The organism is Constrictibacter sp. MBR-5 (genome assembly GCF_040549485.1).
Classification (GTDB): domain Bacteria; phylum Pseudomonadota; class Alphaproteobacteria; order JAJUGE01; family JAJUGE01; genus Constrictibacter.
Map to the genome: position 1 here is coordinate 126,772 of NZ_JBEPTK010000008.1, position 24,350 is coordinate 151,121.

Consider the following 24,350-nt stretch of genomic DNA (forward strand, 5'->3'; position numbering starts at 1 on the left):
GGAACCTGCAATGCATGCGACCCGCCACCATTCGCCGCGCGCGGCCGGCATCCAGCCCTTCATGGCCGCGATCGCCCTCGCGGGCTTCGCCGCGACCGCCCATGCAGAGACCTCTCCGGCGCAGATATCGGAGGAGCGGCGCCAGCGCGGCGACGCCGTGATCCGGAGCCTGAACGACGGCCGGCCGCAGCCGAACCTGGAGCGGATGCGCGACGAGTTCCCGTTCCTCGCCGACGCGACCGAGGGCTATGCGCTCGGCGAAGTCTGGTCCCGCCCCGGCCTCGACGCCCGGACGCGCCAACTCGCCGCGGTCGCGGTGTTCGCCGCCATGGGCGAGACGGGCATCATGAAAGTCCATGCCGGCTACGCCCTCAACATCGGCGTCCCCGAGGCGGAGCTGAAGGAGATCGTCTACATGATCACGGTGCCCGCCGGCTTCCCGCGCGCCATCGCCGCCTCGCAGACCCTGTCGCACCTGTTCGCCGAACGCCGCGCCGCCGCGCCTGTACCTGCAGGAGGCGCCCGATGATCCGCATCCCCCTCGCCGCCGCCGTCATCGGCGGCACCGCCCTGCTGCTCGCCCAGCCGGCGCGCGCGCAGACCGACGCCACCGCACGGTCCACTGGCGAACGCACGGCCGAACAGCCCACCGCCGACCATCCCTATGCCGGACTCTGGGTCACGGCCGACGGCCGCGTCCGCCACCGCCTGCTGCCGAACGGCCGCTACGAGGAGGCACGCGGTCGCCGCGAATGCGCCTATACCGGCCGTTACGAAGTGACCGGCGATCACATCGAGTATTGGGACGACACCGGCTTCACCGCCGACGGCGACTTCATCGACGACGTGCTTCACCATGGCGGCATGATCCTGTACCGGAGGGACGACCCGTCCCGCCGCCCCTGCTGAGCATGGCGCCCAGCGCAATAGGCGGTTCGGGTCGGCCGTTGGTCTCCCGGAAGCTGCGGGCCTTCAGCTGCCTCCCCGGATCTGCCCGCTATGCGCTCCGTCCGGGAAAGCAGGAAGGGTGCAGGCTATTCCCGCCCCCACCGCGGCACGCGCAGGCAGAGTGATCCGCCGCCCCTCGCATGGACGTAGACCCTCGGGCGCACCACGGCGCAGGTGCCTTGCCGCGGCGCCCATGGCCAGCGCACTGTGCGGCCCAACGTGGGGCGCGGCGAAACCGGGACGGGAGGACAGGCATGAGCGGACGGCCCGCACACCCATCCGCCGCCCGGCGCACTACGCCACGGCTGCTTCTGCTGCTCGGCGTGACGGCGGCGCTGCTCTGGGCGGTGGCGCAGCGCGGCGCGTTCGACCCGGCGGCGGTGGATGCGGCCCTGGCCGCGGCGGTCGGCGGGTTGGGCGCCTGGGGTCCGGTCGCCTACGTCGCCGCCTTCGCGGCCGGGGTCGTCCTGTTCCTGCCGGGATCGCTGCTGGCGATGGCCGGCGGCGCGCTGTTCGGGCCGGCCTGGGGCGCGGTTCTGGCGCTCGCCGGCGCCACCATCGGCGCCACGGCCGGCTTCCTCGCCGCACGCCATCTCGCCGGCGACTGGACACGGCGCCGGATCGCGGGCCGGGGTGGCCGCATCGAGCGGCTCGCCGACGCCATCGACGCCGAGGGCTGGCGCGCCGTGGCGCTGCTCCGCCTCGTGCCCGTGCTGCCGCTCAGCCTCACCGACTGGGGCCTCGGCCTGACCCGCATCCCGCTCGGCACCTACGTCGCGACCTCGGCCGTCTTCATGGCGCCCGGTGCCATCGCCTATGCCTGGCTCGGCCACGCCGGCCGCGAGGCGGCGGCGGGCGATACGGCCGCCATCCGCTGGGGCCTCCTCGCCCTCTGCCTCCTCGCCGCCGCCGCCATCGCCGCCCACATCGCGGCGCGGCGGCGGGCTGGACGCGTCTAAACGCAGTGTCATCCTCGGGCGGAGCGCAGCGGAGACCCGAGGACCCAAGGCAAGCGCACAGGCCGCGACCCTGGATCACCGGATCGGCGCGCTACGCGCTTGTCGGGTGACGACACTCAAGAACACCGAACCTCACGTAAGCAGCCCCTACCCCCCGAACCGCGCATAGCGCAGCCCCGAGACGTCGGCGATCGGCGTCTCGCCCATCACCATCTGCGCCGTCACGAACCCTGTCCCCGGTCCGATGCCGAAGCCGTGGCCGGAGAAGCCCGTCGCCAAGAACAGGCCGGGCACCGCGTCGACCGGGCCCAGCACCGGCACCTCGTCGGGCGTCACGTCGATGATGCCGGCCCAGCGTTGGGCCGAGCGGGTGTCCTTCATCTGCGGGAACAGGTCGCGGGCGGCATTCAGCGTGTCGTCGAGCAGCGGGTCGTCCGGTGCCGGGTGCAGCATGCGCACCGCCTCGAACGGGCTCATCTGGTCCGGCTGCCACCTGCGCTGGCCGAGCGCGTCGAAGAAGGGCTTGCCGAAGCGCAGCGTCATGATGCGCCAGTTACGCTTCAGGATCGGCGTGAACGCCGCGAAATGCCTGAACGCCGCCGGGATGATGTCGAAGGTCGCCGCGCCGCTGCGCGCCACGGTGTAGCCGCCGTCCTCGCGCGGCCGGATCGAGGCGCCGAGCGCGCCGAAGGTGCTCTGCGACAGGGGCTTTGCCGCCGTCGTCCGCAGCACCGACGACTTCACGCCGAGCTGCGGCAGGTCGAGGCCGAGATTCTCCAGGAACGGCCGCGACCAGACGCCGCCGGCCAGCACCACCGAGGAACAGCGGATCGTGCCGTGCTCGGTCACCACGCCGGCCACCCGGCCGCCCTGGCGCTCGATGCTGCGCACCGCCGTGCCCTCGCGGATGTCCGCCCCCCAGCGCCGCGCCAGCCGGCCGATCGCCGGCACCGCCTTCCACGGCTCGGCGCGGCAGTCGCTCGGCGTGTGGATCGCCCCCAGGAAGCGCCGGTCGGTGCGGCCAAGCATGGCGTCGACCTCGGCCGGGTCGAGCAGCCGGCTGTCGAGCTGGTAGGCGCGCGCATGGTCGAGCCACGGCGTGCGCTTGGCCATCTCGGCCTCGTTCTCGATCAGGTAGGTGACGCCGCCGACCTTGAAGCCGATGTCCTCGTCCAGTTCGGGCACGATCTCGTGCCACAGGCGCTGCGCCTCGATCATCAGGGCGAGTTCGCGCGGGTCGCGGCTCTGCTTGCGGATCCAGCCCCAGTTGCGCGACGACTGCTCGCCCGCCACCGTCCCCTTCTCGCACACCACGACGCGCACGCCACGCTTGGCGAGAAACAGCGCCGTGCAGATGCCGGCGATGCCGCCGCCGATGACGACCACGTCCGCCTCCGTCGGGAACGGCTTGCCAGCGGTCTGGCCGCGGTCGCTCGCGGAGGTCAGGGGGATGGCGGTCTGGGGCGCTGCGGTCTGGGGTGCTGGCATGCGGCAGGTCTCCGGGTCGGTACCCGCGCGGCGAAGCAATCGCCGTGCCCGCCGATGTTCGACGCTTCCGATCCGCGGGTCCAGCGGATTGGGGCCAGCGGATTGGGGCCCGGACTGGCACATCGGGTTGGCACACCGGATTGCCGTGCGGCGCCGTCGGCCTTACGGTGCCGGCCTCTCGACCCTCACCGGAGCGCCCTCATGGACCTCGCCCGCTTCCCGCGCTTCCGCCTGTGCCACGCGCCGACGCCGCTGGAGCCGATGGACCGGCTGTCGGCACTGCTCGGCGGGCCACGCCTGTGGGTGAAGCGCGACGACTGCACCGGGTTGGCCACCGGCGGCAACAAGACGCGCAAGCTGGAATTCCTGATCGGCGCCGCGCTGGCCGAGGGCGCCGACACCGTGCTGACGGTCGGCGCCACCCAGTCCAACCATGTCCGCCAGACCGCCGCCGCGGCGGCCAAGGCCGGGCTCGCCTGCGAGGTGCTGCTGGAGCGGCGCATCACCGACGCCGGCGTCGAATACGACCGATCCGGCAACGTCCTGCTCGACGGCCTGCTCGGCGCGCGCATCCACTATGTGCCGAAGGGCACCGACATGGACGCGGCCCTGGAGACGCTGGCCGAGGAGATCCGCATCCGCAGCGGCCGGCCCTACGCCTTCCCGGCCGGCGGGTCGAACCCGGTCGGCGCGCTGGGCTATGCCTGGGTGGCGGGCGAGATCGAGGCGCAGGCGAACGACCGCGACCTGCGCTTTGCCGCCCTGGTGCACGCGACGGGCAGCGCCGGTACCCAGGCGGGGCTGGTCGCCGGCTTCGCGGCGAACAGCAACGCCACGCCGGTGCTCGGCATCTCGGTCGGCAAGCCGCGCGAGACGCTGGAGCAGACGGTGCGCGACCTGGCCGCGGAAACGGCGGAACTGCTCGGCATCACCAGCGGCGTCGAGGCCGGGGCGACGGCGGTCGACGACGGCTATTTCGGCACGGCCTACGGCGTGCCGACGCCCGGCATGATCGAGGCGGTCGAACTCACCGCCCGGCACGAGGGCCTGCTGCTCGACCCGGTCTACAGCGGCAAGGCGATGGCCGGCCTGATCGACCATGTCCGCAACGGCACTTGGCAGGCGGGCGAGGACGTTCTCTTCCTGCACACCGGCGGCATCGCCGGCCTGTTCGGCTACCGCTCGACCTTCGACCGGGACAACGGGGCCGACAGCGCGGACGATACGGACTGACGCGTCAACAGACGCGCCGGCCGCCGCGCAGATAGTGCAGTGCACCGTCGTCGACCTCGGCGACGGTGACCTCCTGGACATAGCCGCCTATGCCGGCGCGCAGCACGTGCTCGCGCCAGTCGACGGCCGCCGGGCCGCCGGCCAGCGTCTCGCGCAGCGGACGGCCGGCTACGGTGCCGGGCAGTTCGACCCCCAGGGCGCCCAGCATGGTCGGCACCAGGTCGGTCATCGCGCAGGGGCTCTCGACCACGCTCTCCGGCCGGAACAGGTCGCCGCCCAGGGTCAGCAGCGTGTTCAGCTCAGACCGGTGCAGGCCGCCGTGGATGCCGCCGCCCGCCGGGATGTCGGGATTGTCGCAGAGCGTCGTGCCCGGATAGCCGTGCGCGTTCGGCCCGTCGGTCGTGCGCAGCGCCACCCACAGGTCCGGCGCGCGGTCGCTCGCGACATTGAGCTCGGCCATCGGCAGGGCGCCGTCGCGGGGCGCGCGGCTCAGCACCATGCCACACCACTCCTGCTCGACCAGCCAGCGGAACACCCGGTCGACCAGCGCCGGGTCGCGGTCGCGCATGGTGAGGTTGCCGGCATAGCCGGGCTTCACCGCGATGTCGACGTCGGGGCCGATGGCCTTGCCGGCGGCGAACCCCGCCTCGCGCAGCTTCGCCAGCACCGACAGCTGCCCGGTCGCGGTGATCTGCCCGTGGTCGGAGGCGGTGACGATCTGCCAGCCCGCCGCCCGGCCCTCGGCCCGCCACCAGTCGGCGATCCGCCCGAAGGCGTCGTCGACGGCGGCGATCGCCTCCAGGCTCTCCGGCGTGCCGATGCCGCGGTAGTGGAAGGAGAGATCGGGCTCGTTCAGCCACAGCACCGCCACGTCCGGGTCGTGCCGGGCGAGAAAGTCGCCGAGCAGGATGTCGGCGGCATAGCGGATGACCGCGCTGTTCGGGAAGGCCCCTTCCGGCACCGGGCCGAAGCGCGCGACGACCGCGTCGTGTGCCGCCGCCGGGCTCGAAACGTCGGGGCCCCAGATCGAGAAGACCGGCTGGCCGCGCTCCGCCGCCGACCAGTTCAGCAGCCGGGCGTTGCCGATCTTGCCCGTCGTCAGCACGGCATAGCGCAGGTCGGCGCGATGCAGGATCGAGCCGAGGTCTTCCGCCGCCAGCAGCCGGCCGCCATAGGCCGCGTCCGCCCGGCGCATGCGCGCGAGGTCCGAGGTGTCCATCGGACCGTCGAAGCCGAGGGTCGGGTCGTAGAAGGCGTTGGCGATGATGCCGTGCCCCTCGCTGCGATTGTCGCCCGGCCGCGCCCGCGCCGGCCGGCCGGAGAAATTGCCGGTGACGAGGCTCGACACCTGGACGCGCGTCTCGCTCGGGAAGGTCGCCGCCGCGTTCGGCAGGGTGCACCAGGCGCGCCGGAAGGCGTGGATGTTCGGCGCGGTGTCGGGCCGGACCATGTCGGGCCGCAGCCCGTCGAACAGGACGATCAGGAATTTAGGCCGCGGCATCGCTCGCTCTCCCGTACGCAAGGCGGGCCAATCATGGCCCGCATTGCGGGAGGGGTGAAGGGGCGGAACGGTTACGTCTCGGTGACGGCACCCGTCGCGACACCGGCCACCGCACCCTTGTCCAGCCACCCTGCGTCGCGCAGTTCGGCGCGGTAGGTGCGGCCGACCGGCACGGCCCGCCCGTCGCTCAGGCGCAGCCGCAGCCGCGCCCCGTCGCGCTCGACGCCGGCGACCGCGTCGGCCGCGACCCACCAGGAGCGGTGCACGCGCCGTCCGAGGCTGCCCAGTTCGCGCGCCGCGTCCTCCATCCGGCACAGCACGAGGTCGCTGCCGCCCTCCGCATGCACGGCGAGGTAATGGTCCTGCATCTCCAGGCAGAGCAGCCGGCCGGCCGGCGGCCGCTGCAGCCGCGCGAAGAACAGCGAACCCTCGCCCGCCGGCGCTGCGGGGATTTCCGGTTCGGGCTTCGGTGCTTCCGGCTCCTTCTGGACCGGCGCCGCAGCCGCCTGGACCTCGCGCAAGTAGAACGGCAGCCCGATCGCCACGCAGAGCAGCAGCACCTTCCAGTAGAGGTCGAGCAGGCTGCCCCCGTCCATGCTTGCCGCGTCGTTCGCCAGCCGCACGATGCCCGTCGCCGGCAGCGAGGCGATCAGCGCCCCTGCGACCGGCACCGCCGTCTCGCGCAGCGCCAGGCCGGCGGGCAGCAGCCGTTCCATCCGGCGGATCGCCGCGTCGCACAGGATCCAGTTGGCCGAGACGACCGCAAGCCAGTAGGCGAGCCGCGGCCCCAAGGGCAGCGCGCCGAAGGTGCCGAACGGCCCCAGCAGCCCGAGCACCAGTCCCACCGCCAGCGGCGCGCCGTAGCGCCGCACGGGTTCTCGCCAGGAGGAGGAAGACATCGCACCGAGCCGTTCACGCATCGCGAACGGACGATAGCATGCCGTCTGCGAAGTTTCCGGGCCGTCGGCGCAGGCGCGTTTGCCGGTGCCGGCCATGCAGCCGACTGTCGTAGCGACACGGCAACGGATCGACCATGACCAGCGACGGCCTCTACCTCGCCCTCCTCGCCCTGCACATCGCCGCGGGCTGTACCGCCCTCGCCGCCGCCGCCGTCGCCCTGGCCGCGGCCAAGGGCGGCGCGCTGCACGGGCGCGCCGGCCGCATCTACGTCGCGGCGATGTTCGCCGTCGGCGCCACGACCCTGCTGCTGGTGGCGATCCGGCCGAACCTCTTCCTGCTGACGATCGGCCTGTTCAGCGTCTACCTGGTCTTCACCGGCTGGCGCGCCGGAGTCGTGCGCGACGGCCGGCCGCGGCCGCTCGACCGTCTCGCCACCGCCGCCATGCTGGCGGTCGGGCTCGGCATGCTCGCCCTGGGTGCGGCGCGGACGCTCGGCGGCCCGGACCACCAGGGGGGCGCCGGCCACCAGGGGCCGGTGCTGCTCGCCTTCGGTGCCATCGGCTTCGTCCTCGCCCTCGGCGACCTGCGCATCGGCGCCGCGCGCCCCGTGACCGGAAAGCGGCGCATCGCCCGCCACCTCACCCGCATGCTGGCCGGCACGATCGCGACGGTCACCGCGGCCGCCGTCGTCAACATCCACTTCCTGCCGTCGCTCGCCGTCTGGCTCGGCCCGACTGTGCTGATGACGCCGGTCATCTCCTGGTGGAACGTGAGGGTGCTGCGCGGCACGGCTGGCGGCCGACCGGGTGTCGGACTAGCATCGGCCGGCCGGTCCGGTGAGACCTGATCCGGGCCCTCGACCACAGGGAGAAGCCCATGAGCGTCGCAGATCCGAACCGCGTCATCGTCACCGGCGAAAACCCGTTCATCCGCCTCAGCCCGACCGACGGGGCGGAGAACACCACCGACGCCAGCTTCTGGCGCATCCTCTTCTCGCCCGCCGGCCCCGGCCACGTGCTCTACCTGAAGACCGACTTGGTCGGCGGCGAGCGGCGCATCTATTCCGACAACATCGCCATGGCGCGCTGGCTGCAGTCCACGGTCCAGGGAATGCTCAATCCGGAGACGGCGAACCTCGAAACGCCCGTGACCGAGGCGGAATTCGCGAAGTCCGGCGATCCGCGCTATTTCTGGACGGAGACCGTCACGACCGGCGACGAGGACATCTCGCTCACCTGGTACGACCTCGGCGACCCGCTGCTGATCCACACCCAGCCGAACGCCCAGCCCGGCCGGCCCTACGGCGTCTGCACCGTTCTGGTCCCGGCGATGGGCGCCCGCCTGACCGTCAACGGGATGCAGGCCGCCGGCAAGCCCTGGGCGCGCGAGCGCGAAGGCCGCCCCTTCAGCACCTGCGCCCTGGCCTTCTCGGAGAGTTGGACCGAGGCGCGCTGAGCCGCGGGGTCGCCCTCAGCGGTCCTTGGCGTAGAACTCGATCTTCAGGTCGACTTCGCGCGCCGTGTCGCTTTCGCCGCGGATCTCGGTGATCACCGTGCGGAAGTCGTGCCGCTTCAGGTGCAGCAGCAGATAGCCGGCGACGTCGATCGGCAGGTAGCCGAGACGCGCGCCCGACTTGGCGGAGTGGACCGACACGGCCTTCGGCTGCATGCGCGGGCGCGGCTCGATCGACAGCACGACCTCGTCGCCCGCGCTGCACTCGGCGATTTCGAGCTGGCGGTTGCGCCCGTCCTCGTTCGCCTCGGTCACCTCGACCAGTGGCGAGGTGATCGCCCGCTCCGGCTGGCGCTCGGCCAGCGGCACGACCTTCAGCCCGGGCGCCGACGCGCCGGCCGCTCCCCCCGCCTTGCCCCCCCGGCCGCCGCCGAAGACCCAGTCCAGCAATCCCATCCATCCATCCCGCGCGTCTTGCGGCGCGCTCCGTAAGCGTGCACCACCAGGGTTTCTGGTGGCCGGCGGGGCCGGAGTCAACGTCGGCGGCCGGTCTGTCGACGGCAAGTCACCGCCGGCCGATGGCGTTCCGCGCCGCCGCCGCTATCATGGCCGCGGGACAACGACCAGGGAGGACGCACCGCATGGCGTGGAAGCGCATGGTGCTCGAAATCGGCATGGGGACGGACATCCGCGGCGGCGACAGCACGAAGGCCGCGGTGCGCGCCCTGCGCGACGCGCTGTGGCACAACTCGCTCGGCATCGCCGACATACTCGGCCAGCCGGTGGACTCGATGCGGGTCGAGGTGACGATCGGCGCGCCCAATCCCGAAACCGTCGACAAGCAGCAGGTCCTGGCGGTTCTGCCGCACGGCACCGGCACGGTAACCTGCGTCGAGGGCGGCCTCACCATCCCGACTGGGCGCGACGACGGCAGCGTGACCCTGCTCGCCCATGCCGCGGCCGTCGTCTACATGGACATCCCCGAGGAGGCGCACCGATGACCCTGAAACGCGTCATCCTGGAGATGGGCGCCGGCAACGACCTGCACGGCGGCGACTACACCAAGGCCGCCGTCCGCGCCGTGCAGGACGCCCTGCATCACAGCTCGCTGACCTTCATCCGCAGCCTCGGCATCGACAAGAACGAACTCCATGTCGACGTCACGATCGGCGTGCAGAAGCCGGAGCAGGTGGATACCGAGAAGGTGAAGGCGACGCTGCCGGTCGGCCGGATCACCGTGAAGGCCGTGAAGGGCGGGCTGGACATCCCCGACGAGGTGGTCGGCGACGTCGCGGTCATCGCCAGCGCGGCGATCGAGGTGCGGATCGACCGCTGACCGCCAAGCCCTCCTTAACCATTTCCCCCTAGCGTCGGCGGTCTCGAAGCAAGAACACCGGAGACCCCGACGTGAGGACCCTTTTGGCACTGGCGAGCCTGCTCGTCCCCTCTCTGCTCTACCCGGCCCTCGCCGCCGAACCCGCCGGGGCGAACGCCTATCCGGGTTTCTCCGCCGGTCCGACGGCCGGCACGCTCGGCCTCGGTGGCGAAGTCGGCGTGCGGATCAACGACTATGTCGGCGTGCGCGCCGGCGGCAGCTGGTTCGACTACAGCTTCTCCGACAAGCCGGACGACCTGAAATACGACGTCGACCTCACCTAGTCGTCGTTCGGCGCCGTGGTCGACGTGCATCCCTGGGGCAACGGCTGGCGCGCCACGGCGGGCTTCCGCCTCAACGGCAACGACGCCGACCTGAAGGGCCGCTCGTCGGGGCCGGTCGACATCGGCGGAACGACGTACCAGCCGGCGGAGCTCGGCACGGTGCGCGGCGACCTCGAGCTCAACGAGTTCGCCCCCTATCTCGGCGTCGGGTACAGCACCCCGCTGTGGCGCGACCGACTGGAGCTCAGCTTCGACGCCGGCGTTCTGTTCCAGGGCAAGCCCAAGGCGAGCCTGAAGGCCAGCGGCCTCCTCGCGAACGATCCGCAGCTGATCGCCGACCTGAACGAGGAAGCGAACGACATCGAGAACGATCTGGACTGGCTCGAATTCTACCCGGTGGTCGGCGTCGCCCTGCGCTACCGTCTCAACTGACGAACCGACGCACGGCTCCCTCCGACGCTTCCGACGCTCGGCCGAAATCCACCCCATGTAGAGGTTACGGCGTAGTAATCTTTCGGATGTTGATTCCGCTTCCGGCTAAGCTCAATATCCTTTTGGACGTTTTGGCTCACCCGCTTTGATGTCCATTCAAGGCCGACCGGTGTTTCACCGGTCGGCCTCTTTTTATGCCGAGAGCGCCAGCGGCGGCGGCGACGATGGTACCTTCGCCCGGCTCGGGCGCAGGTGTTCGCGCGCCCAGACCGCCGCCTGGGTCCGGTTCGAAACCCCGATCTTGCTCAGGATGATCCGGACCTGGACCTTGACGGTGGCCTCCGACACGTTCAGCCGCCGGGCGATCTCCTTGTTGGGCAGACCGTCCGTGATCGCCGAGAGGATCTGGCTCTGACGCGGGCTCAGGCGCGGTTCGTCCCCGTTGCTCGGCTGCCGCAGAGCATGGACGTCGCTGCCGGCCGTGTCGCTGATGTCGAGCAGCTCCGCCGAGACGATCCGCCCGCCGAGCAGCACCACCCCCAGCGCGTGCGACAGACCGTTCACGCTCATGTCGAGCGACAGCACGGCGTCGATGGTGCCGTCGAAGACGGCCTTCATGTCGGACCGGGTCTGCTTGCTGCGCGTGAGCAGGATGACGCGCGTCAGCGGCCAGCGCAGCCGCAGGCGCGGGATCAGGTGGATTTCCGCATCCCGGTCGCCGTCCATGTCCAGCCAGAGCACCACATGCGGTGCCTCGCGAAGGTCCGTTCCCATGAATGCAGCAATCGACGGGCTTTCGCCGATGATCTGAAAATGGGAATCGAGCAGTTGCAGGAAGCACTGACGTAGCAGCCGGTCACCCCCCACGGCATAGGCTTTCAGTTCCGTCGCGATCACGATGAGCCCCCCTTGTTGCCTCAGTCGTTCGCCTCCCGATCGGCCCGAAGGTCAACGATCAAGTCTATTTGATCTAAATCCTACCCAGAAAGTCAATGCCTACATGCATTTGTTACTATATAATGAGGCATCGGATGCCAAAAGGCACAGAGTCGCCGTACCAAAGTACGTCCCAAAGATGCTCTTGCCTGGATTTGATCACACGCCACTTTCTAGGTCGAGTGAGGAGGGTCACATGCCTGCATTGCATCGTCCCGTTCGGCTGTTCCGCCCTGACCGGCGGTCGTCCTGCCGTACCGTCCTGGCCTTGGCGCTCGTTCCCCTCATCGCTTGCGGCTCCGCGGCAGCCGCTCGCGCGGACGATCCGGTCGTGATCAGCGTGGGCAACACGTTCGTGAATCGCGTTTCGGTCGGCACCGGCGCGCCCCGACTTGCACCGGCCGGCAGCGACGTCCGCCTGGGCGACGACCTATCGCTCGGCCGCGGCGTCATGATCGTTCTGCCCGAAACCAGTTCCGCCGATACGCCGTCGCGGGAGGTCGCCCTCCGGCCCACGGACCAGTCGCCGCAGGCCGCTGCCGGCTCCGACCTGGGCGTTCGCCCCGCCGGCCTCGCCAACAACTACCGGGGCACCGCCTTCGTGCCGTGGCTCGAGACGCTCTCGCTCGTGAGCGACGCCTTCGGCGGATATGCCGGATCGCCCGGCCTGCACTCGCAGTGGTCGAGCGAGATAGACCAGTGGGTAGCCATGGTGGGCGCCCCCGGCGCCCTCGGCCCGCACTGAGCAGCCTGCCGGACCGATATCCCCGCCCCGGCGACGCCCGCGTCGCCACGCCCGGCCGCGGCCGGTGCCCACCCTCGATCCGGCCAGCCGGAACCCAAACGCGTGCAATCGTTGGGTGCGCCGATTCCAACGGCGTCCGCGGGTAGCGCGGATATCCGGCCGGCATCCCCCGGTTGCAGCACCGCCCCAGCGATACTCATCGGCGTACCCCGCAAGATCGCTTTCCCTCCTGAATAACTTTAATCAAGATTGAATTGTCGCCGAACGTAGACGGCGTCAGCGCAGGTAAAGCGAAAAATAATCAGGCATTCGCGGCTCGATAGACCGCTGGTCGCGGCTGTTTGCCGGAGGGGGACTGGTGCAGACGAAACGCGCGAATTGGGGGGTGGCGTGCGCGCTGCTCGGAGCGATCGGCATTGCCGGCTGCAGTCCGCAGGAGTTCCACGGACGCAAAGGTGTCGAGCCACTCTATAGTTTCCCGGTCACCGACAATTCGACCCCGTATTCGCGCTGTCTCGCCGATCTCTCGGCGCTGCGCGGACCGGAGACGAAGCTGCCGACCTTCGCCGTCGGCGAAGTCGCCGACAAGACCGGGAAGATCGACTACGAGGACGAAGGTCACAAGATCTCCCAGGGCGTCAGCGAGATGGTGATGTCCGCGCTCGGACGCACCGGCATGGTCAACCTCGTCGAACGCTTCGACCTGCGGATTCCTTTGGCGGAAATGCGCATGGCCGAGCAGAAGTTCATTCCGGCGCGCCTCACGGACTTCAAGCTGCAGAGCTTCGACTTCCTTGTACTGGGTGCCGTCACGGAACTGAACTTCAACATCGTCAGCGGCGGGCTCGGCCTGGCGATCGCCGGCATCGGCGCCAACGCGCGCAACGTCGTGATCAACGTGGCGCTCGACATCCGCGTCATCGACCGCCGCACCTTCGGCGTGCGGTTCATCAGGAGCCTGCAGAAGCAGATTTACGGATACGAGGTCGAAGCCAACGTCTTCCGCTTTTTTGGCACGACCCTCGTCGAGTTCGAGGCCGGGAATATCAAGAACGAGCCAATACAGCTCGGCCTCAGGTCCGTCGTGGAAATGGCAGTGTACCAGATCATGACGGACTTCCTCGGCCTGCCGGCGAGTAGTGGGTGCTCGCTGGAAACGGGCTTCTTTCAGAACACACCCGCACCAAGCGAAAGGGTGAGTCAATGACGAGCAAGCTTTCCTTCCTGACGAGCGTCGCGGCCGGCGCCATGGTCCTCGGCATGGCCGCGACCCCCGCCAGCGCTTTCGACAAGCTGAACTGGGAGTGGAACCTGAAGGTCGACGAGAAGGTTACGAAGAACGTGAAGATCGACGTCGACGTCGATCCGAGCGGCCTCGTCCTTCTCGAGAACGTCCAGGTCCAGGTCGGCGACGTGAAGGCGGAGTCGATCGTTACCGGCATCGACAACAACCAGTACGATGCCAACGGCGGTTCGACGATCGTCGACCTCGGGACGCTCGGGTTCACGGGTACTTACAATGGCAACGGCGTCGTCTCGCCGTCCTCGTTCACGCCGCAGGGGGGACCGGCCGACTTCAATCCCACTTTCATGAGTGGCACGGTGTCCGGAGGCGGGACCCTACCCATCGTCGGCGGCGGCGGCCTGACCACGAACTACGACCTAGGTTCGATCGAAGTCACCGTCGACCCGACCGGCACCTTCGACGCCAGGACGGAATTGCCGGAAGTGATCAGCGCGGCCACCGCCGTGGGCAACAATTCGAGCATCGACAGCGAAGTGATGGTCGAGGTGCACGAGGGCCAGTTCCTGTTCGACACGGTCGACGGTGGCGTCGAAGCGGGTCTGCCGGAAGGTCTCGCGGCGCTCGCGATCTACGAGCTGTTCGACGACAACTACGGCGACATCAACACCAACCACCTGGTGGGTGCCGCCACGCTGGTCGGCGCGGTCGGCGGCCTGATCGACAAGGCGGAGATCTCCGCCGTGTCGCGGGTCTCGAACATCCTCAACGCCTCGGTCGACAGCGCGGCCACGGCGGTGGGCAACAACAAGTCCATCAACATCGAACCGCGCACCTTCGCCGATGCGGTCATGATGGGCGACGTGACCCAGGTCAGCGTCGCGAACGTCAGCGCCCTCTCCGACGTCCGCAACGTCAGCCTGAACAACTACACCAACCTCGGGAAGATCGGCGGGCCGGTCGTCAATTCGGTGGCCACCGCGGTCGGCAACAACCTCAGCGTCTCGGTCAAGGCGCCCGTGGTCGACTGATTTCTACCGGTACCCCTTGGTGGGAGCGGCATCCGCCGCTCCCACACCTTCTCCTTCCGCAGGAGACCGCCATGCGATCCACAACCAAACGCCGCCTCGGCCGCTGCATCCTCGGCATCGGCATGTCCATCGCCCTCGTCCCGACCGCCGAAGTGCCGGTCTCGTACGCCGGCGAGAAGGGCCAGTTCGACTCGCCATGGTCCTTTACGGTGCGCGATCGCCGCGTCGCCATCGCCGTCGCAATCAAACAGGTCGAGGATGGGCTTCTCGGCCCCAGCCGGTCGACCACCAACGTCGAGAATGTCGTCTGCAACGGCCCCTCCGGTGGCGCAAGCTCCAGCGCCAATTTCTTCTGCGAAGTGATACGCGGCGACAATAACCAGATCGGCGACCGCGAGCAGGGCAGCGCCGGGGACCAGACGGCGACGAACAACAACTCGACCAACGGCAACGTCAACCAATCGCAGAGCAGCGGGGTCGACAGCGTCGCCTCTGCGCTCAACGGCAACTTCTGAGACTGACATGCTCGGGAACGGGATCCGGGGGCAGCTGGAACGCCTCGAACGGAAACCTCCGCTCGCCCGCACGGACGAGCCTGCTGCGAGGTGTGACGCCATGGCCGCTTCAGCGCCGACCGTTTTGATCGTGGGAAGCGAGGGTCTCCTCGTCGAGGGTCTGGGGCAGTTCTTCGAAAGCGTCGGCTTTCGCGTCGAGCGGCACCTGGACCGCGGCCCGCCCGCAGATCCCCCTCCCAGGCCCGAGATCCTCATCGTGCTCGACGACCCGGCCCGGGCCAGCGAAGCCAGGGCCCTGGTCGACGCGATGCAGGAGCACCAGACCGAGACGAAGCTCGTGCTCCTTCGGCCGTCCTTCACCCCCGCCCAGGTCCGCGACGCGCTGCAGCTCGGCTTCCATGCCATCCTGCTGCGCAGCGTCTCCCAGGACGCCCTCGGGCATGCGATCCGCCTGCTGCTGCTCGACGAGACCATCGTGCCCGTCCCGCTCGCGGCGATGCTGGTCGATCTCGGAGAACAGATGGGGGACGCCGGGGCGCGCGACGACGGCGGCTTCTCCCGGCGCGAACTCCAGATCCTCGCCTGCCTGGTCCGGGGCCAGCCGAACAAGGCGATCGCCTACGACCTGGGCGTCAGCGAAGCGACCGTGAAGGTGCAGATCCGCCATCTCCTCAAGAAGATCGGCGTCGCGAACCGGACGCAGGCGGCGATATGGGCGATCGGCAGGGAAGTCGTCCCCGGCACCGCTCCCGTTCGCGACGGACTGGGCCTGCCGGAGCGCGTCGGCGCATCGGAAGACGGATTGGACCGCTGAGATGCACCGCCGTCCGACGCCCACCGCCTGCAGACACCTCGCCGCGACGGCCGCCATCGCCCTGCTCGTCATGGCCGGCGGCGCGGCGGCGCAGACCGATGCGCCGGGCCGGACCGCCACCTGGCAGACGAGCTGCCCGCCCGGCGCGCCCTGCATCGCCTATGCGCAGAGCGGCGGCCAGACGAGCGTCGGCACGGTGGCGGTCCGCCTGAGCGTCGGTCAGCGCAGCCCGACGGAGCCCATCGTCGTGGTGGACATCGGCACCCCGGTGGTCCAGGCGCGCGGCTTCGGCCTCGGCGTCGACGACAACCGTCCCCTGGTCGCGACGATCGCCCAGTGCGACCAGGTCGCCTGCCGCGCGGTCATTTCGGGAGCAGCCGCGGACGCTCTGGTCCAGCAGTTCCGCAAGGGCAAGGAAGCGGTCCTCCTCTATTTCGCGACGGAGCGCCAGCCGGTCAGGATCCACGTCACGCTCAAGGGTTTCACCGCCGCATACCGAAAGGTGAGCGCAGGAGGCGGATGAGGCTGCCCGCCGACGGGCAGGAGATCGGGGGGAAGCGCGCACATGTCGCCCACGCTTGGCAGGAAGACAGCGAGGCTCCGTTCGCCGGGCCGGATCCTGCTGGTGGAGGACGAGCCCTCCCTCGCCGCATTCGCCGTGCGGAGCCTCAATCACGCCGGCTATCACGTCGCCGGCCCGTTCGCCTGCGAGCACGACGCCCTGCTCGCCGCGGGTCACGACAAGCCGGATCTCGCGCTGCTCGACGTATGCCTCCAGGAAGGCGACGGCGTGCATCTCGCCGAACTGCTGCATCGTCACTGGCAGGTGCCGATTCTCTTCGTCAGCGGCAGCCCCCAGCACGCCGCCGAGGGCGCATCGGTCGCGATCGGCCTGCTGCAGAAGCCCTACACCCTGCAGGCGCTCGTCGACAGCGTCCGCTTCTGCGAGGCCTGCATCAGGGGCGAGGCGGCATCGCCGCCCAAGACGCTCATGCTGTTCCCCGGCGCCCGCCGCTACCGGCGCCCGCGCTGATCCGCGGCGTCAGCTCGTCCCCGCCGTCGGCGGCGGATCCGGCGCCGCAGGCGCGGTCCGCTCCGGGCGCCAGGCGCGCAGGAAGGTGCCGAATGCCCGGCCGGGCACGCCCATCGCCGTGGCATCCGCCACGTCCGGGCCGGTACGCATGAACCTGTAGGCCGCACCGCCCTCCGCGAACTCCAGCACGTCGCCGCCGAAGCGGCCGGAAACGGCGAAACCTGCACTGGCGCCGTCGGCGGCTGCGTCCGGCGCGGATGGCGCGTCGTCCCCCGGTGCCGTATAGACGAGACGGGCGCCCGACGCCGTGACGTCGTCGATCACGAGCGCCGCGCCGCGGCCGTCGTCCCATTGCCCGATCCAGATACCCGCATAGGCCTCGGCAAGAGGATCGTCGGCCGCGACGGGTCCCGGCAGGACCAGGTCCGGACGGAACGGCAGGTCGAGCCCCGGAATATCCGCGAGGATCTGCGGCCCCGGTGAGCTCTCGGGTGGCGTATCGGGCGGCGGCTCACGTCGCGCCTCCCGTTGCACCTCCGGCCGCGGCGCCTCCACGGCACTGCGTCGGGCCGGCGCGACCGGCACGGCCGGCGCAATCGTGACAACCTGTGCCGCCGGCGCGGCCGGCACGGGTGGCGCGGCCTGCACCGTCTCCGCGACCGCCGCTTCCTTCGTCAGGAGGGCCATCAGGACCGTGTCGCGCATCAGCAGGCGCAGGCGCAGCCCGTCGCCCGATCCGTGCGCCAGGACGAGATCCCGGCTCGGCCCCACCGGAAGGACGAGCCCCTCGGCGCGCAGCTGCCGCTCGCTGACCACCGCCGGCCCGGTGACCCCGGCGACGCCGGACACGTGCACCAGCCGCATCCCGTCGCCGGCATCCGCCACCTCGACACGGAGCGGCCCTCGGCCGGAGCCCGGCGAGCCCGGCTCGTGCCAACGCCCGCTCCAGACGCCGAGCCCCGACTCCGCTCGCCCGGGATCCGCGCGCGCCGCAGTGGGTCCGACCGGCGGCTGTGGGGCAGCCTCGGTCCGGCGAGGGCCGGGCTCCGGAGCCACGACCGGCGGCGGATCCGGCATCGCCGCCGCGGCGACGCTCGCGGGCCGGTCGCCCGGCGCCGGCCCCGGCGCTGGGACGGGATCGCGCTCCAGCAGCAGGCTCGTCGTGCTCCGGGGATTGACGATCCGCACCCGGAGCCGCCCCGACGCATCCGCCGTGCAGACCAGATACTGCTCGTCGCCCATGTCGAACCGGGCAGTGTTGCCGGCCTGGAAGCCCGTCAGCCGGCGCTCCAGGGACCGCCCCGACAGCAGGCGATAGGTGACCGTGGCCTCGGCCGCGCCGCCGCCGCCAAACGTGTCGATGGCGACGCTGATCGGCACCGGGGCGCCGTCGGAGAAGTCGGTCCAGGTCCCGCTCCACCGTCCCGCCAAACGGTCCGCCGGCCGGGCCCCCGCCTCCTGCCCGGCGGCCGGTATCGCCGCCAGTGCCAGGCTGCCGAGCGCGGCGACCGCCGCCAGCGCGGCCGCGACGCGTCTCGCGGCGGCGGTCCGGCTCATCGCGTCCGCTCCCCGGCCCGCGCCGCTCCGCCTACTCCGCCGCGATGCCGCGGCGGTAGGTGGACGGCTCCATCTCCTTCACCGCCGAGGCGCGCTTCGACAGCCAGTAGGACTGGGAATCCGGCATGGTCTCGAACGCCGTGTCGACGCCCAGCTTGCGCGCCGCGTCCATCGGCCAGTTCGGGTTGTACATGAGCTCCCGCGCAAGCGCGATCAGGTCCGCCTTGCCCTCCTGCAGGATCTGCTCCGCTTGGTCGGCGTGCACGATCAGGCCGACGGCCATGGTCATCACGCCGCCGTCGCGCTTCAGCCGGTCCGAATAGGGCACCTGGTAGCCGTAGCCGACGGGTCCGGTGCCGACCACCGGCGAGCCGCGCATGCCGCCCGAACTGCAGTCGATCACGTCGACGCCCTTCGGCCCCACAAGCTTCGCCAGTTCGACGCTCTGGTCCGGGCCCCAGCCCGCATCGTCCTCGACCGACAGCCGCATGAACAGCGGCTTGTGCGCTGGCCACACCGCCCGGACCGCCTCGGTGATCTCCACCGCGAGGCGCATCCGGTTCAGCTCCGACCCGCCATACTCGTCGTTGCGCACGTTCGCGGTCGGCGACAGGAACTGGTGCAGCAGATAGCCGTGCGCGGCGTGGATCTCGAGCACGTCGTAGCCGGCCTCGTTCGCCCGGCGCGCGGCCTGGGCCCACTTGTCGACGAGGTCGGGGATCTCGGCGGTGGTCAGCGCGCGCGGCGTCGGCTCCTTGTCGGAACTGCCGAGTGCGCTCGGCGCCACCAACTCCCAGGCGTCCCAGTCGTCGACGCCCTCGGCCAGCGCCGCCTCCTTGGTCAGCGGCGCACCGCCCTGCCAGGGCCGGAAGCGCCGCGCCTTGCGGCCGGAATGGCCGAGCTGCAGGCCCGGCACCGCGCCGTGCGCCCGGATGAACTCGACGCAGCGCGCGAGGCCCGGCACGTGCTCGTCGCGCCACAGGCCCAGGTCGCCGATCGTGCCGCAGCCGCGGCGGTCGACCTTGGTCGATTCCATGAAGACCAGCCCCGCCCCGCCGGCGGCATAGCGCCCGGCGTTGACCAGGTGCCAGTCCGTGGCGAAGCCCTTCTCCGCGGCATACTGGTGCATGGGTGCGACGACCACGCGGTTCTTCAGCGTGATGTCGCGCAGCTGGATCGGCGTAAACAGCAGTGGTTGCGTCACTCTCGTCGTCCCCTCGTTTGGTGCTCCCCTCCTCCTTCGAGACGGGCCTACGGCCCTCCCCGGGATGAGGACATCGCTAAGCATGACGAAACAGTGGCTGCGGCAGGGAGCCTCGTGCTGAGGAGCGCCCGCCGGGCGCGTCTCGAAGTGCGCGGCTCGTCCGCCCTATTCCTCGTCCGGTATCGGCCAGCCGAGCCACTCGCAGACGCCGCGGCCCATGATCCACTCCAGGTCCGCGTCGGACAGGAAGTCCATCTCCTCGGTGAAGAAGGTGATGGCCTCGCGATAGCTGCAGGTGAGGCGCGTGATGTCGGTGCCCCAGAAGACGCGCTCGGGGCCGAAGGCCTCGACCACCCGCTTCACGTGGCCCTGCAATGCCGGCCAGGGGTAGCTCTCGGTCGAATAGCCCATCAGGCCGGTCGCCTTGACCGCCACATTGTGCCGCTTCGCCAGCTTCAGCAGGTCGTCGAGGTCGCCGAACGCCGCCTCGTCCTTGGCGCCCATCGGCCGCGCCAGATGGTCGATGACCAGCCGCAGCTTCGGGTGCCGCTCGGCGATGCGGTCGACGGCGTCGAGCTGGCCCGGCGGCAGCAGCATGATCGGCACGCCGGCCTTCTCGGCCTCCGGCCACAGCCAGTCCGCCGTCCCGTCGGTCAGCCAGGCCTTGGACTGCGGCGTGTGGAAGGTGAAGCGCAGGCCCAGCATGCCGGTCTGCTGCTTCCAGGTCGGGATCTTCGTCCGGCTCGCCGGATCCTCGAGCGCCAGCCGGCCCATCACCCGGAAGCGGTCCGGGTGCAGCCGCGCCGCCTCGATGCCCAGGTCGTTGCGGTCGCCCTCCCAGGAGGGCGGCACGATGATCGCGCGGGCGACACCCGCCTCGTCCATCCGCCCCAGCAGCTCGTCCGTGCCGAAGGGCGTCGGCCGGTGAGCCTGCGCCGCCCGTCCGGGCGGCCAGGGCCGCTCCGGCGTATCGGCGCCCCAGACGTGCACCTGCGCGTCGGCGATGATCATGACGGCACTCCCTCTTCCCGGCGCGTCGCACCGACCGCGTCGGCCATGCGCGCGGCATAGTCCCAACTGGTCATCCGGTCGGGCGCGATGCGGATCGCCACCTCCCGCTCCGGATGCTTGGTCAGCATGCGCGCCAGACGGCTGTCCCGCGCGATGCCGTAGCGGTCGAGCAGCCGTGCCAGCACCGCCGCCCCCTGCGCCGGGTCGACGGTCGCGTCGCCGCGGCCGCGCACCCCGCGATAGGGCGGCGCGTCGGCCGCCACCTCGAAGGCGCAGCGCGGGCGGTGGCGCAGGCACGCGACCAGCCGCGACGTCGCCTTCGTGGCGCACCACAGCGCGCCGTCCTCCGGCAGGAACCAGACCGACAGCACCAGCGGATCGCCCGACGGCGCCACCACGCCCAACCGCACGGGAATCACCGCCGCGGCCAGGAAGGCTTCGATCTCCGCCGCCGACCAGGGGCCGTCGAGACGCATGGCGACCGCTCCGATCCGGATGGCGTTCAGTTCAGCCGCAGTTCGGTGATGTGCTTCGGGTCCGCCTTCAGTTCGCCGCGCTCGACCTTCTTCACCAGGTCGGTCAGGGTCGCGTTCGCCCGCGCCTGCAGGCCCACCTCGGCCCCCTTGCGCACGACGAAGCCGTTCAGGAACTCGATCTCGGTGCGCCGCCCCTTGACCATGTCCTGGCCCATCGACGGCCGCTGGCCGCCGGCGCGCTTGCCGGCCTCGGCGAGGCGCTGGGCGTCGACCGCCTTCGTCGCCTCGGCGTCGCCCTCGCCGGCGCGCGCCAGCACCTCCGGATCGATGTGCAGGATGTCCTCCAGCGCATAGCCCAGCGCCTGGCCGATGCGGATCGCCTCGCTGCCGAGCCGCGCCGAGAAGTGCCGGATCGCGTCGGTCTTCACCATCTCGTTGCCGCTCATCCCGGTGCAGGCCGACAGGCCGTTCTGCATGCAGTTCGCCACCAGCTTCGACCAGCGCTCGCCCCACAGATTGTCCGTCACCTTGGCGCTGTCGCCGTAGGCGACGAGGCGGCAGACCTCGCGGGCCCGGTCGGTGATCCGGCCGTGCACCTCGCCGACGCGGAAGACGGTATGCGCGGCACCCCCCTTCTTCACGCCGCGATGCACGTGCGCCGGCTCGTACAGTTCGACCGAGATCTGGCTGGCGATGCAGCCCAGCGTCTTGCCCCAGCCGACGACGCCGGCGATCGTCTCCTCGTTCATGCAGTTCTGCAGCGACACGACGAACCCGCCCGGCGCCAGATACTGGGCGATCATCATGGTCGACCACGCCGTGTCGTAGGATTTCGGGCAGACGAAGGCGATGTCGATCGGCGCCTCCTTCGACAGCTGCTGGACCTCGTTCAGGTGCAGCGCGCGCACCGGCACGGTGAACTCCTCCTCCGGCGTCGTGCCGGTGATGTGCAGCCCCTGGCGCATCTTCTCGACGTGCTCGGGCCACGCGTCGATGAAGGTCACGTCTTCGCCCTCGCGCACCATGTGCGCGCCGCAATAGGCACCGACCGCGCCGGCACCCATGATCGCGATCTTCCTGCCCATTCGTTCCTCCGGTCTTGCTCGTGCGGACGCGGGGCGACGACGGCGCCCGGCCCCGATGCTCGGCTCGACGCCGATGGTACGTCCGCCGCGCCGCGCTGCCAACGGAGGGACGCGCGGCACCACGTCCGGATTGCGGCGGCAATTCGGCGAAGATTTGTCGGAACAATGGTCGCCGCGTCTTGTTGGGAGAGGGTGAAGGCGCGGCGATGCGCCCCACAGAGACGACCGACCGATCCCGAAACGCTGAAAGAGGACGCTCATGCGCACCCCCCTGACCCTGGCGGCTTCGGCACTGGCCCTGGCTTTTGCTGCTGCGCCCGCCCTGTCCGCCCCGAACATCAAGGGCGACAAGGTCGACATCCGCACCTGGGACACCACCGCCTTCTCCAACGGCTGGAGCGTCGACCGGCTGATCGGTACCGACGTCCGCGGCCCGGGCGGCGAAGAAATCGGCGAGGTCGAGAACCTGATCCTCGGCCCGGACAACAGGGTCCGCAAGCTGGTCTTCTCGACCGGCGGCTTCTGGGACATCGGCGACAAGCATCTCGTCGTCGACTGGAAAGAGGTCACCGTGGCGCCGGGCCGCGAGTACGTCACGGTTCCGGTGACCGAGGAGACCGCCGAGCAGTACGGCATGTTCGACGACGCGCCGGAGACCGTCGCGACGAAGCAGCGCAACTGGCGCGCCACCGAGCTGATCGGCGACTATGTCCGCCTGCAGGACGATGTCGACTACGGCTACGTGCAGGACATCGTCGTCGACACGGAGGGCAAGCTGCAGGCCGTCGTCGTCGAGCCGGACGTCGGCTATGGCGTCCGCCCCGGCCCCTACGCCTATCCGTTCTACGGCTACGGCTACGGCTGGGATCCCGGCAGCGACTATTACGACATGCCCTATGCGGCCGACGAGGTCGGGGATCTCGACCCTTACGAGTGGCGGACCTGAGTTCGCTGCCGGCGGGCTTCGGCCCGCCGGCCCCCGTGCCGCCACGGCGCGCACGACCGACCTGACACTCACCGGGAGGACGACATGAAACGCCATCTTCTGACGGCGGCCACGGTCGCCGTCGCCACGCCCCTCATGCTCGGCGCCACCGCGCTGACCGGCACGCCGGCCTTCGCCGCGACGGGCGATTCCGCCACCAAGGCGCCGCGCGAAAAGATGGGCGCGTCCATGGCCGCCGGCGGGCGCGATTGCGCCCTGCGCTTCAAGAACATCGACGCGGACGGCGACGGCAAGGTTTCGGACGACGAGATGAAGAAGCTGCGGACCTCGCTGTTCGACAGGCTGGACACCGACAAGGACGGCGCCATCACGCAGCAGGAATACGAGGCCTGCCTGAATCAGGACGCAGCGGCCGACGCCGCCAGCAAGTCCGCCGGGAAGTCCGCCGACAAATCCTCCGGCAAACCCGCCGACACGTCCTCGGGCAAGGGCGGCGACGAGAAGGCGGCGTCCGCGGGCGAGCGCAGCCGGTCGGATTTCAAGAAGTCGGATTTCGAGAAGATGGACGCCGACGGCGACGGCACGGTGACGCGGCGCGAATATATCGAGCACGCGCGCGACAACTATCAGTCGCTCGGCGGTAGCGTCGCCGCCAAGGAAAAGGTCGCCGGCGTGAAGGCCGACGCCTACGCCGAGTCGCGCGGCCCGTTCGCCTTTTCCGACCGCAGCGCCGACCAGGACGGCAACGGCATTGTCTCCGAGGGCGAGGCGGCGTTCCACGCCTATCGCAACTTCGCGCTGCTCGACAGCGACGGCGACCAGAAGCTCACCGGCGACGAGTGGCGGCGCGGCAAGCCCGGCACGATGGCGCACCGCATGTTCGAGCTGATGGATCTCAACGACGACGGCCGCATCACGGCCGAAGAGAGCGCGGAGATCTGGACGCTCACCCGCAACGAGGCCGACGTGCAGTCCGGCCCCGTCCCGGTCTGGGTTTATCAGGTCTACTACGTCCGATGACCGACCGGGTTTACCTCCCCTGACTACCCTCGTCACTTCGGCCCGGCGCCTCCGCCGGGCCGCTTTTTGTGTTCCGACGGCCAATATCCAATATCCCCAGCGTGACGCAGATCACGCTTCAATCTCGCCGCAGACGATATTGTCTGGCAACTTACGGGAGAA

The 24,350-nt window shown here is 70.3% G+C and carries 29 protein-coding genes; 19 read left to right on the forward strand and 10 right to left on the reverse strand.

Going from position 1 to position 24,350, the window contains the following annotated elements:
• Positions 1-10 precede the first annotated feature (10 nt).
• From ABIE65_RS17185 to ABIE65_RS17195, 3 genes are all read left to right on the forward strand, one after another.
• The gene (locus ABIE65_RS17185) at positions 11-529 is read left to right on the forward strand and encodes a carboxymuconolactone decarboxylase family protein (protein ID WP_354079343.1); all 519 of its coding nucleotides are present in this window, start codon (positions 11-13) and stop codon (positions 527-529) included.
• The gene (locus ABIE65_RS17190; protein ID WP_354079344.1) at positions 526-909 is read left to right on the forward strand and encodes an Atu4866 domain-containing protein; all 384 of its coding nucleotides are present in this window, start codon (positions 526-528) and stop codon (positions 907-909) included. The genes ABIE65_RS17185 and ABIE65_RS17190 overlap by 4 nt, the downstream gene beginning before the upstream one ends.
• A gap of 293 nt (positions 910-1,202) precedes the next feature.
• Positions 1,203-1,907 (forward strand): TVP38/TMEM64 family protein, encoded by a 705-nt coding sequence (locus tag ABIE65_RS17195; RefSeq protein WP_354079345.1) that lies wholly within the window; start codon positions 1,203-1,205, stop codon positions 1,905-1,907.
• A gap of 147 nt (positions 1,908-2,054) precedes the next feature.
• Here ABIE65_RS17195 and ABIE65_RS17200 read toward each other — a convergent pair whose 3' ends face one another.
• On the reverse strand, positions 2,055-3,395 hold the full coding sequence (locus ABIE65_RS17200) for an NAD(P)/FAD-dependent oxidoreductase (protein WP_354079346.1): 1,341 nt from the start codon (positions 3,393-3,395) through the stop codon (positions 2,055-2,057).
• 201 nt (positions 3,396-3,596) lie between these two features.
• Here ABIE65_RS17200 and cuyA point away from each other — a divergent pair, with 201 nt between their 5' ends.
• Positions 3,597-4,628: a D-cysteate sulfo-lyase gene (cuyA, locus tag ABIE65_RS17205; protein WP_354079347.1), complete on the forward strand. Its 1,032-nt coding sequence runs from the start codon at positions 3,597-3,599 to the stop codon at positions 4,626-4,628.
• Positions 4,629-4,632: 4 nt separating this feature from the next.
• On the opposite strand, the gene ABIE65_RS17210 is transcribed toward cuyA, so the two are convergent.
• Together ABIE65_RS17210 and ABIE65_RS17215 are read right to left on the reverse strand one after the other, a co-directional pair.
• Positions 4,633-6,129 (reverse strand): alkaline phosphatase family protein, encoded by a 1,497-nt coding sequence (locus ABIE65_RS17210; protein WP_354079348.1) that lies wholly within the window; start codon positions 6,127-6,129, stop codon positions 4,633-4,635.
• A 71-nt stretch (positions 6,130-6,200) separates the two neighbouring features.
• Complete coding sequence (locus ABIE65_RS17215) at positions 6,201-7,001, reverse strand: LytTR family DNA-binding domain-containing protein (protein WP_354079349.1); 801 nt, start codon at positions 6,999-7,001, stop codon at positions 6,201-6,203.
• Positions 7,002-7,162: 161 nt separating this feature from the next.
• On the opposite strand from ABIE65_RS17215, the gene ABIE65_RS17220 reads away from it, so the two are divergent.
• Positions 7,163-7,876, forward strand: a complete 714-nt coding sequence (locus ABIE65_RS17220) for a hypothetical protein (RefSeq protein WP_354079350.1) — start codon at positions 7,163-7,165, stop codon at positions 7,874-7,876.
• 29 nt (positions 7,877-7,905) lie between these two features.
• Complete coding sequence (locus tag ABIE65_RS17225) at positions 7,906-8,484, forward strand: hypothetical protein (protein WP_354079351.1); 579 nt, start codon at positions 7,906-7,908, stop codon at positions 8,482-8,484.
• A gap of 15 nt (positions 8,485-8,499) precedes the next feature.
• Here the strand turns inward: ABIE65_RS17225 and ABIE65_RS17230 are convergent, their stop codons facing one another.
• Positions 8,500-8,937, reverse strand: a complete 438-nt coding sequence (locus ABIE65_RS17230) for a hypothetical protein (protein ID WP_354079352.1) — start codon at positions 8,935-8,937, stop codon at positions 8,500-8,502.
• A gap of 185 nt (positions 8,938-9,122) precedes the next feature.
• Between ABIE65_RS17230 and ABIE65_RS17235 the strand changes: the two genes are divergently transcribed.
• From ABIE65_RS17235 to ABIE65_RS17250, 4 genes are all read left to right on the forward strand, one after another.
• On the forward strand, positions 9,123-9,482 hold the full coding sequence (locus tag ABIE65_RS17235; protein ID WP_354079353.1) for a Lin0512 family protein: 360 nt from the start codon (positions 9,123-9,125) through the stop codon (positions 9,480-9,482).
• On the forward strand, positions 9,479-9,817 hold the full coding sequence (locus tag ABIE65_RS17240; protein WP_354079354.1) for a Lin0512 family protein: 339 nt from the start codon (positions 9,479-9,481) through the stop codon (positions 9,815-9,817). Before ABIE65_RS17235 ends, ABIE65_RS17240 begins: the two co-directional genes overlap by 4 nt.
• A gap of 71 nt (positions 9,818-9,888) precedes the next feature.
• A complete protein-coding gene (locus ABIE65_RS17245; protein ID WP_354079355.1) occupies positions 9,889-10,140 on the forward strand; it encodes a hypothetical protein in 252 nt (83 codons plus the stop codon).
• Positions 10,141-10,155: 15 nt separating this feature from the next.
• Positions 10,156-10,572 (forward strand): hypothetical protein, encoded by a 417-nt coding sequence (locus tag ABIE65_RS17250; protein ID WP_354079356.1) that lies wholly within the window; start codon positions 10,156-10,158, stop codon positions 10,570-10,572.
• Positions 10,573-10,764: 192 nt separating this feature from the next.
• Here ABIE65_RS17250 and ABIE65_RS17255 read toward each other — a convergent pair whose 3' ends face one another.
• Positions 10,765-11,469 carry a LuxR C-terminal-related transcriptional regulator gene (locus ABIE65_RS17255; protein WP_354079357.1) on the reverse strand — a complete coding sequence of 235 codons (705 nt, stop codon included), beginning with the start codon at positions 11,467-11,469 and terminating at the stop codon, positions 10,765-10,767.
• A gap of 370 nt (positions 11,470-11,839) precedes the next feature.
• On the opposite strand from ABIE65_RS17255, the gene ABIE65_RS17260 reads away from it, so the two are divergent.
• The 7 genes from ABIE65_RS17260 to ABIE65_RS17290 all read left to right on the forward strand — a co-directional run bounded on the left by ABIE65_RS17260 (position 11,840) and on the right by ABIE65_RS17290 (position 16,889).
• A complete protein-coding gene (locus ABIE65_RS17260) occupies positions 11,840-12,253 on the forward strand; it encodes a hypothetical protein (RefSeq protein WP_354079358.1) in 414 nt (137 codons plus the stop codon).
• A gap of 358 nt (positions 12,254-12,611) precedes the next feature.
• Positions 12,612-13,460 (forward strand): CsgG/HfaB family protein, encoded by an 849-nt coding sequence (locus tag ABIE65_RS17265; RefSeq protein ID WP_354079359.1) that lies wholly within the window; start codon positions 12,612-12,614, stop codon positions 13,458-13,460.
• Positions 13,457-14,527 carry a hypothetical protein gene (locus ABIE65_RS17270; RefSeq protein ID WP_354079360.1) on the forward strand — a complete coding sequence of 357 codons (1,071 nt, stop codon included), beginning with the start codon at positions 13,457-13,459 and terminating at the stop codon, positions 14,525-14,527. The genes ABIE65_RS17265 and ABIE65_RS17270 overlap by 4 nt, the downstream gene beginning before the upstream one ends.
• Positions 14,528-14,598: 71 nt before the next feature.
• The gene (locus tag ABIE65_RS17275; protein ID WP_354079361.1) at positions 14,599-15,042 is read left to right on the forward strand and encodes a hypothetical protein; all 444 of its coding nucleotides are present in this window, start codon (positions 14,599-14,601) and stop codon (positions 15,040-15,042) included.
• A 100-nt stretch (positions 15,043-15,142) separates the two neighbouring features.
• Complete coding sequence (locus ABIE65_RS17280) at positions 15,143-15,856, forward strand: response regulator transcription factor (RefSeq protein ID WP_354079362.1); 714 nt, start codon at positions 15,143-15,145, stop codon at positions 15,854-15,856.
• Position 15,857: 1 nt separating this feature from the next.
• The gene (locus tag ABIE65_RS17285) at positions 15,858-16,379 is read left to right on the forward strand and encodes an invasion associated locus B family protein (RefSeq protein ID WP_354079363.1); all 522 of its coding nucleotides are present in this window, start codon (positions 15,858-15,860) and stop codon (positions 16,377-16,379) included.
• A gap of 42 nt (positions 16,380-16,421) precedes the next feature.
• Complete coding sequence (locus ABIE65_RS17290) at positions 16,422-16,889, forward strand: response regulator (protein WP_354079364.1); 468 nt, start codon at positions 16,422-16,424, stop codon at positions 16,887-16,889.
• Positions 16,890-16,898: 9 nt separating this feature from the next.
• Here ABIE65_RS17290 and ABIE65_RS17295 read toward each other — a convergent pair whose 3' ends face one another.
• The 5 genes from ABIE65_RS17295 to ABIE65_RS17315 all read right to left on the reverse strand — a co-directional run bounded on the left by ABIE65_RS17295 (position 16,899) and on the right by ABIE65_RS17315 (position 22,222).
• The gene (locus ABIE65_RS17295) at positions 16,899-18,446 is read right to left on the reverse strand and encodes a hypothetical protein (RefSeq protein WP_354079365.1); all 1,548 of its coding nucleotides are present in this window, start codon (positions 18,444-18,446) and stop codon (positions 16,899-16,901) included.
• Positions 18,447-18,477: 31 nt separating this feature from the next.
• Complete coding sequence (locus ABIE65_RS17300; protein WP_354079366.1) at positions 18,478-19,650, reverse strand: NADH:flavin oxidoreductase/NADH oxidase; 1,173 nt, start codon at positions 19,648-19,650, stop codon at positions 18,478-18,480.
• Positions 19,651-19,815: 165 nt separating this feature from the next.
• A complete protein-coding gene (locus ABIE65_RS17305) occupies positions 19,816-20,661 on the reverse strand; it encodes an amidohydrolase family protein (RefSeq protein ID WP_354079367.1) in 846 nt (281 codons plus the stop codon).
• Positions 20,658-21,137, reverse strand: coding sequence for a pyridoxamine 5'-phosphate oxidase family protein (locus tag ABIE65_RS17310; RefSeq protein ID WP_354079368.1), 480 nt, complete (start codon positions 21,135-21,137; stop codon positions 20,658-20,660). The genes ABIE65_RS17305 and ABIE65_RS17310 overlap by 4 nt, the downstream gene beginning before the upstream one ends.
• Positions 21,138-21,163: 26 nt before the next feature.
• Complete coding sequence (locus ABIE65_RS17315; protein WP_354079369.1) at positions 21,164-22,222, reverse strand: ketopantoate reductase family protein; 1,059 nt, start codon at positions 22,220-22,222, stop codon at positions 21,164-21,166.
• A 259-nt stretch (positions 22,223-22,481) separates the two neighbouring features.
• Between ABIE65_RS17315 and ABIE65_RS17320 the strand changes: the two genes are divergently transcribed.
• Positions 22,482-23,168, forward strand: coding sequence for a PRC-barrel domain-containing protein (locus ABIE65_RS17320; protein WP_354079371.1), 687 nt, complete (start codon positions 22,482-22,484; stop codon positions 23,166-23,168).
• Between the two features lie 84 nt (positions 23,169-23,252).
• On the forward strand, positions 23,253-24,188 hold the full coding sequence (locus ABIE65_RS17325) for a CREC-EF hand family protein (protein WP_354079372.1): 936 nt from the start codon (positions 23,253-23,255) through the stop codon (positions 24,186-24,188).
• Positions 24,189-24,350 lie beyond the last annotated feature (162 nt).

What these genes read in the sequence shown, in the direction of transcription:
- ABIE65_RS17185 (WP_354079343.1), top strand. Translation starts at nt 11, where the DNA reads ATGCATGCGACCCGCCACCATTCGCCGCGCGCGGCCGGCATCCAGCCC.
- ABIE65_RS17190 (WP_354079344.1), top strand. Translation starts at nt 526, where the DNA reads ATGATCCGCATCCCCCTCGCCGCCGCCGTCATCGGCGGCACCGCCCTG.
- ABIE65_RS17195 (WP_354079345.1), top strand. Translation starts at nt 1,203, where the DNA reads ATGAGCGGACGGCCCGCACACCCATCCGCCGCCCGGCGCACTACGCCA.
- ABIE65_RS17200 (WP_354079346.1), bottom strand. Translation starts at nt 3,395, where the DNA reads ATGCCAGCACCCCAGACCGCAGCGCCCCAGACCGCCATCCCCCTGACC.
- cuyA (WP_354079347.1), top strand. Translation starts at nt 3,597, where the DNA reads ATGGACCTCGCCCGCTTCCCGCGCTTCCGCCTGTGCCACGCGCCGACG.
- ABIE65_RS17210 (WP_354079348.1), bottom strand. Translation starts at nt 6,129, where the DNA reads ATGCCGCGGCCTAAATTCCTGATCGTCCTGTTCGACGGGCTGCGGCCC.
- ABIE65_RS17220 (WP_354079350.1), top strand. Translation starts at nt 7,163, where the DNA reads ATGACCAGCGACGGCCTCTACCTCGCCCTCCTCGCCCTGCACATCGCC.
- ABIE65_RS17225 (WP_354079351.1), top strand. Translation starts at nt 7,906, where the DNA reads ATGAGCGTCGCAGATCCGAACCGCGTCATCGTCACCGGCGAAAACCCG.
- ABIE65_RS17230 (WP_354079352.1), bottom strand. Translation starts at nt 8,937, where the DNA reads ATGGGATTGCTGGACTGGGTCTTCGGCGGCGGCCGGGGGGGCAAGGCG.
- ABIE65_RS17235 (WP_354079353.1), top strand. Translation starts at nt 9,123, where the DNA reads ATGGCGTGGAAGCGCATGGTGCTCGAAATCGGCATGGGGACGGACATC.
- ABIE65_RS17240 (WP_354079354.1), top strand. Translation starts at nt 9,479, where the DNA reads ATGACCCTGAAACGCGTCATCCTGGAGATGGGCGCCGGCAACGACCTG.
- ABIE65_RS17270 (WP_354079360.1), top strand. Translation starts at nt 13,457, where the DNA reads ATGACGAGCAAGCTTTCCTTCCTGACGAGCGTCGCGGCCGGCGCCATG.
- ABIE65_RS17275 (WP_354079361.1), top strand. Translation starts at nt 14,599, where the DNA reads ATGCGATCCACAACCAAACGCCGCCTCGGCCGCTGCATCCTCGGCATC.
- ABIE65_RS17280 (WP_354079362.1), top strand. Translation starts at nt 15,143, where the DNA reads ATGGCCGCTTCAGCGCCGACCGTTTTGATCGTGGGAAGCGAGGGTCTC.
- ABIE65_RS17285 (WP_354079363.1), top strand. Translation starts at nt 15,858, where the DNA reads ATGCACCGCCGTCCGACGCCCACCGCCTGCAGACACCTCGCCGCGACG.
- ABIE65_RS17290 (WP_354079364.1), top strand. Translation starts at nt 16,422, where the DNA reads ATGTCGCCCACGCTTGGCAGGAAGACAGCGAGGCTCCGTTCGCCGGGC.
- ABIE65_RS17295 (WP_354079365.1), bottom strand. Translation starts at nt 18,446, where the DNA reads ATGAGCCGGACCGCCGCCGCGAGACGCGTCGCGGCCGCGCTGGCGGCG.
- ABIE65_RS17305 (WP_354079367.1), bottom strand. Translation starts at nt 20,661, where the DNA reads ATGATCATCGCCGACGCGCAGGTGCACGTCTGGGGCGCCGATACGCCG.
- ABIE65_RS17310 (WP_354079368.1), bottom strand. Translation starts at nt 21,137, where the DNA reads ATGCGTCTCGACGGCCCCTGGTCGGCGGCGGAGATCGAAGCCTTCCTG.
- ABIE65_RS17315 (WP_354079369.1), bottom strand. Translation starts at nt 22,222, where the DNA reads ATGGGCAGGAAGATCGCGATCATGGGTGCCGGCGCGGTCGGTGCCTAT.
- ABIE65_RS17320 (WP_354079371.1), top strand. Translation starts at nt 22,482, where the DNA reads ATGCGCACCCCCCTGACCCTGGCGGCTTCGGCACTGGCCCTGGCTTTT.
- ABIE65_RS17325 (WP_354079372.1), top strand. Translation starts at nt 23,253, where the DNA reads ATGAAACGCCATCTTCTGACGGCGGCCACGGTCGCCGTCGCCACGCCC.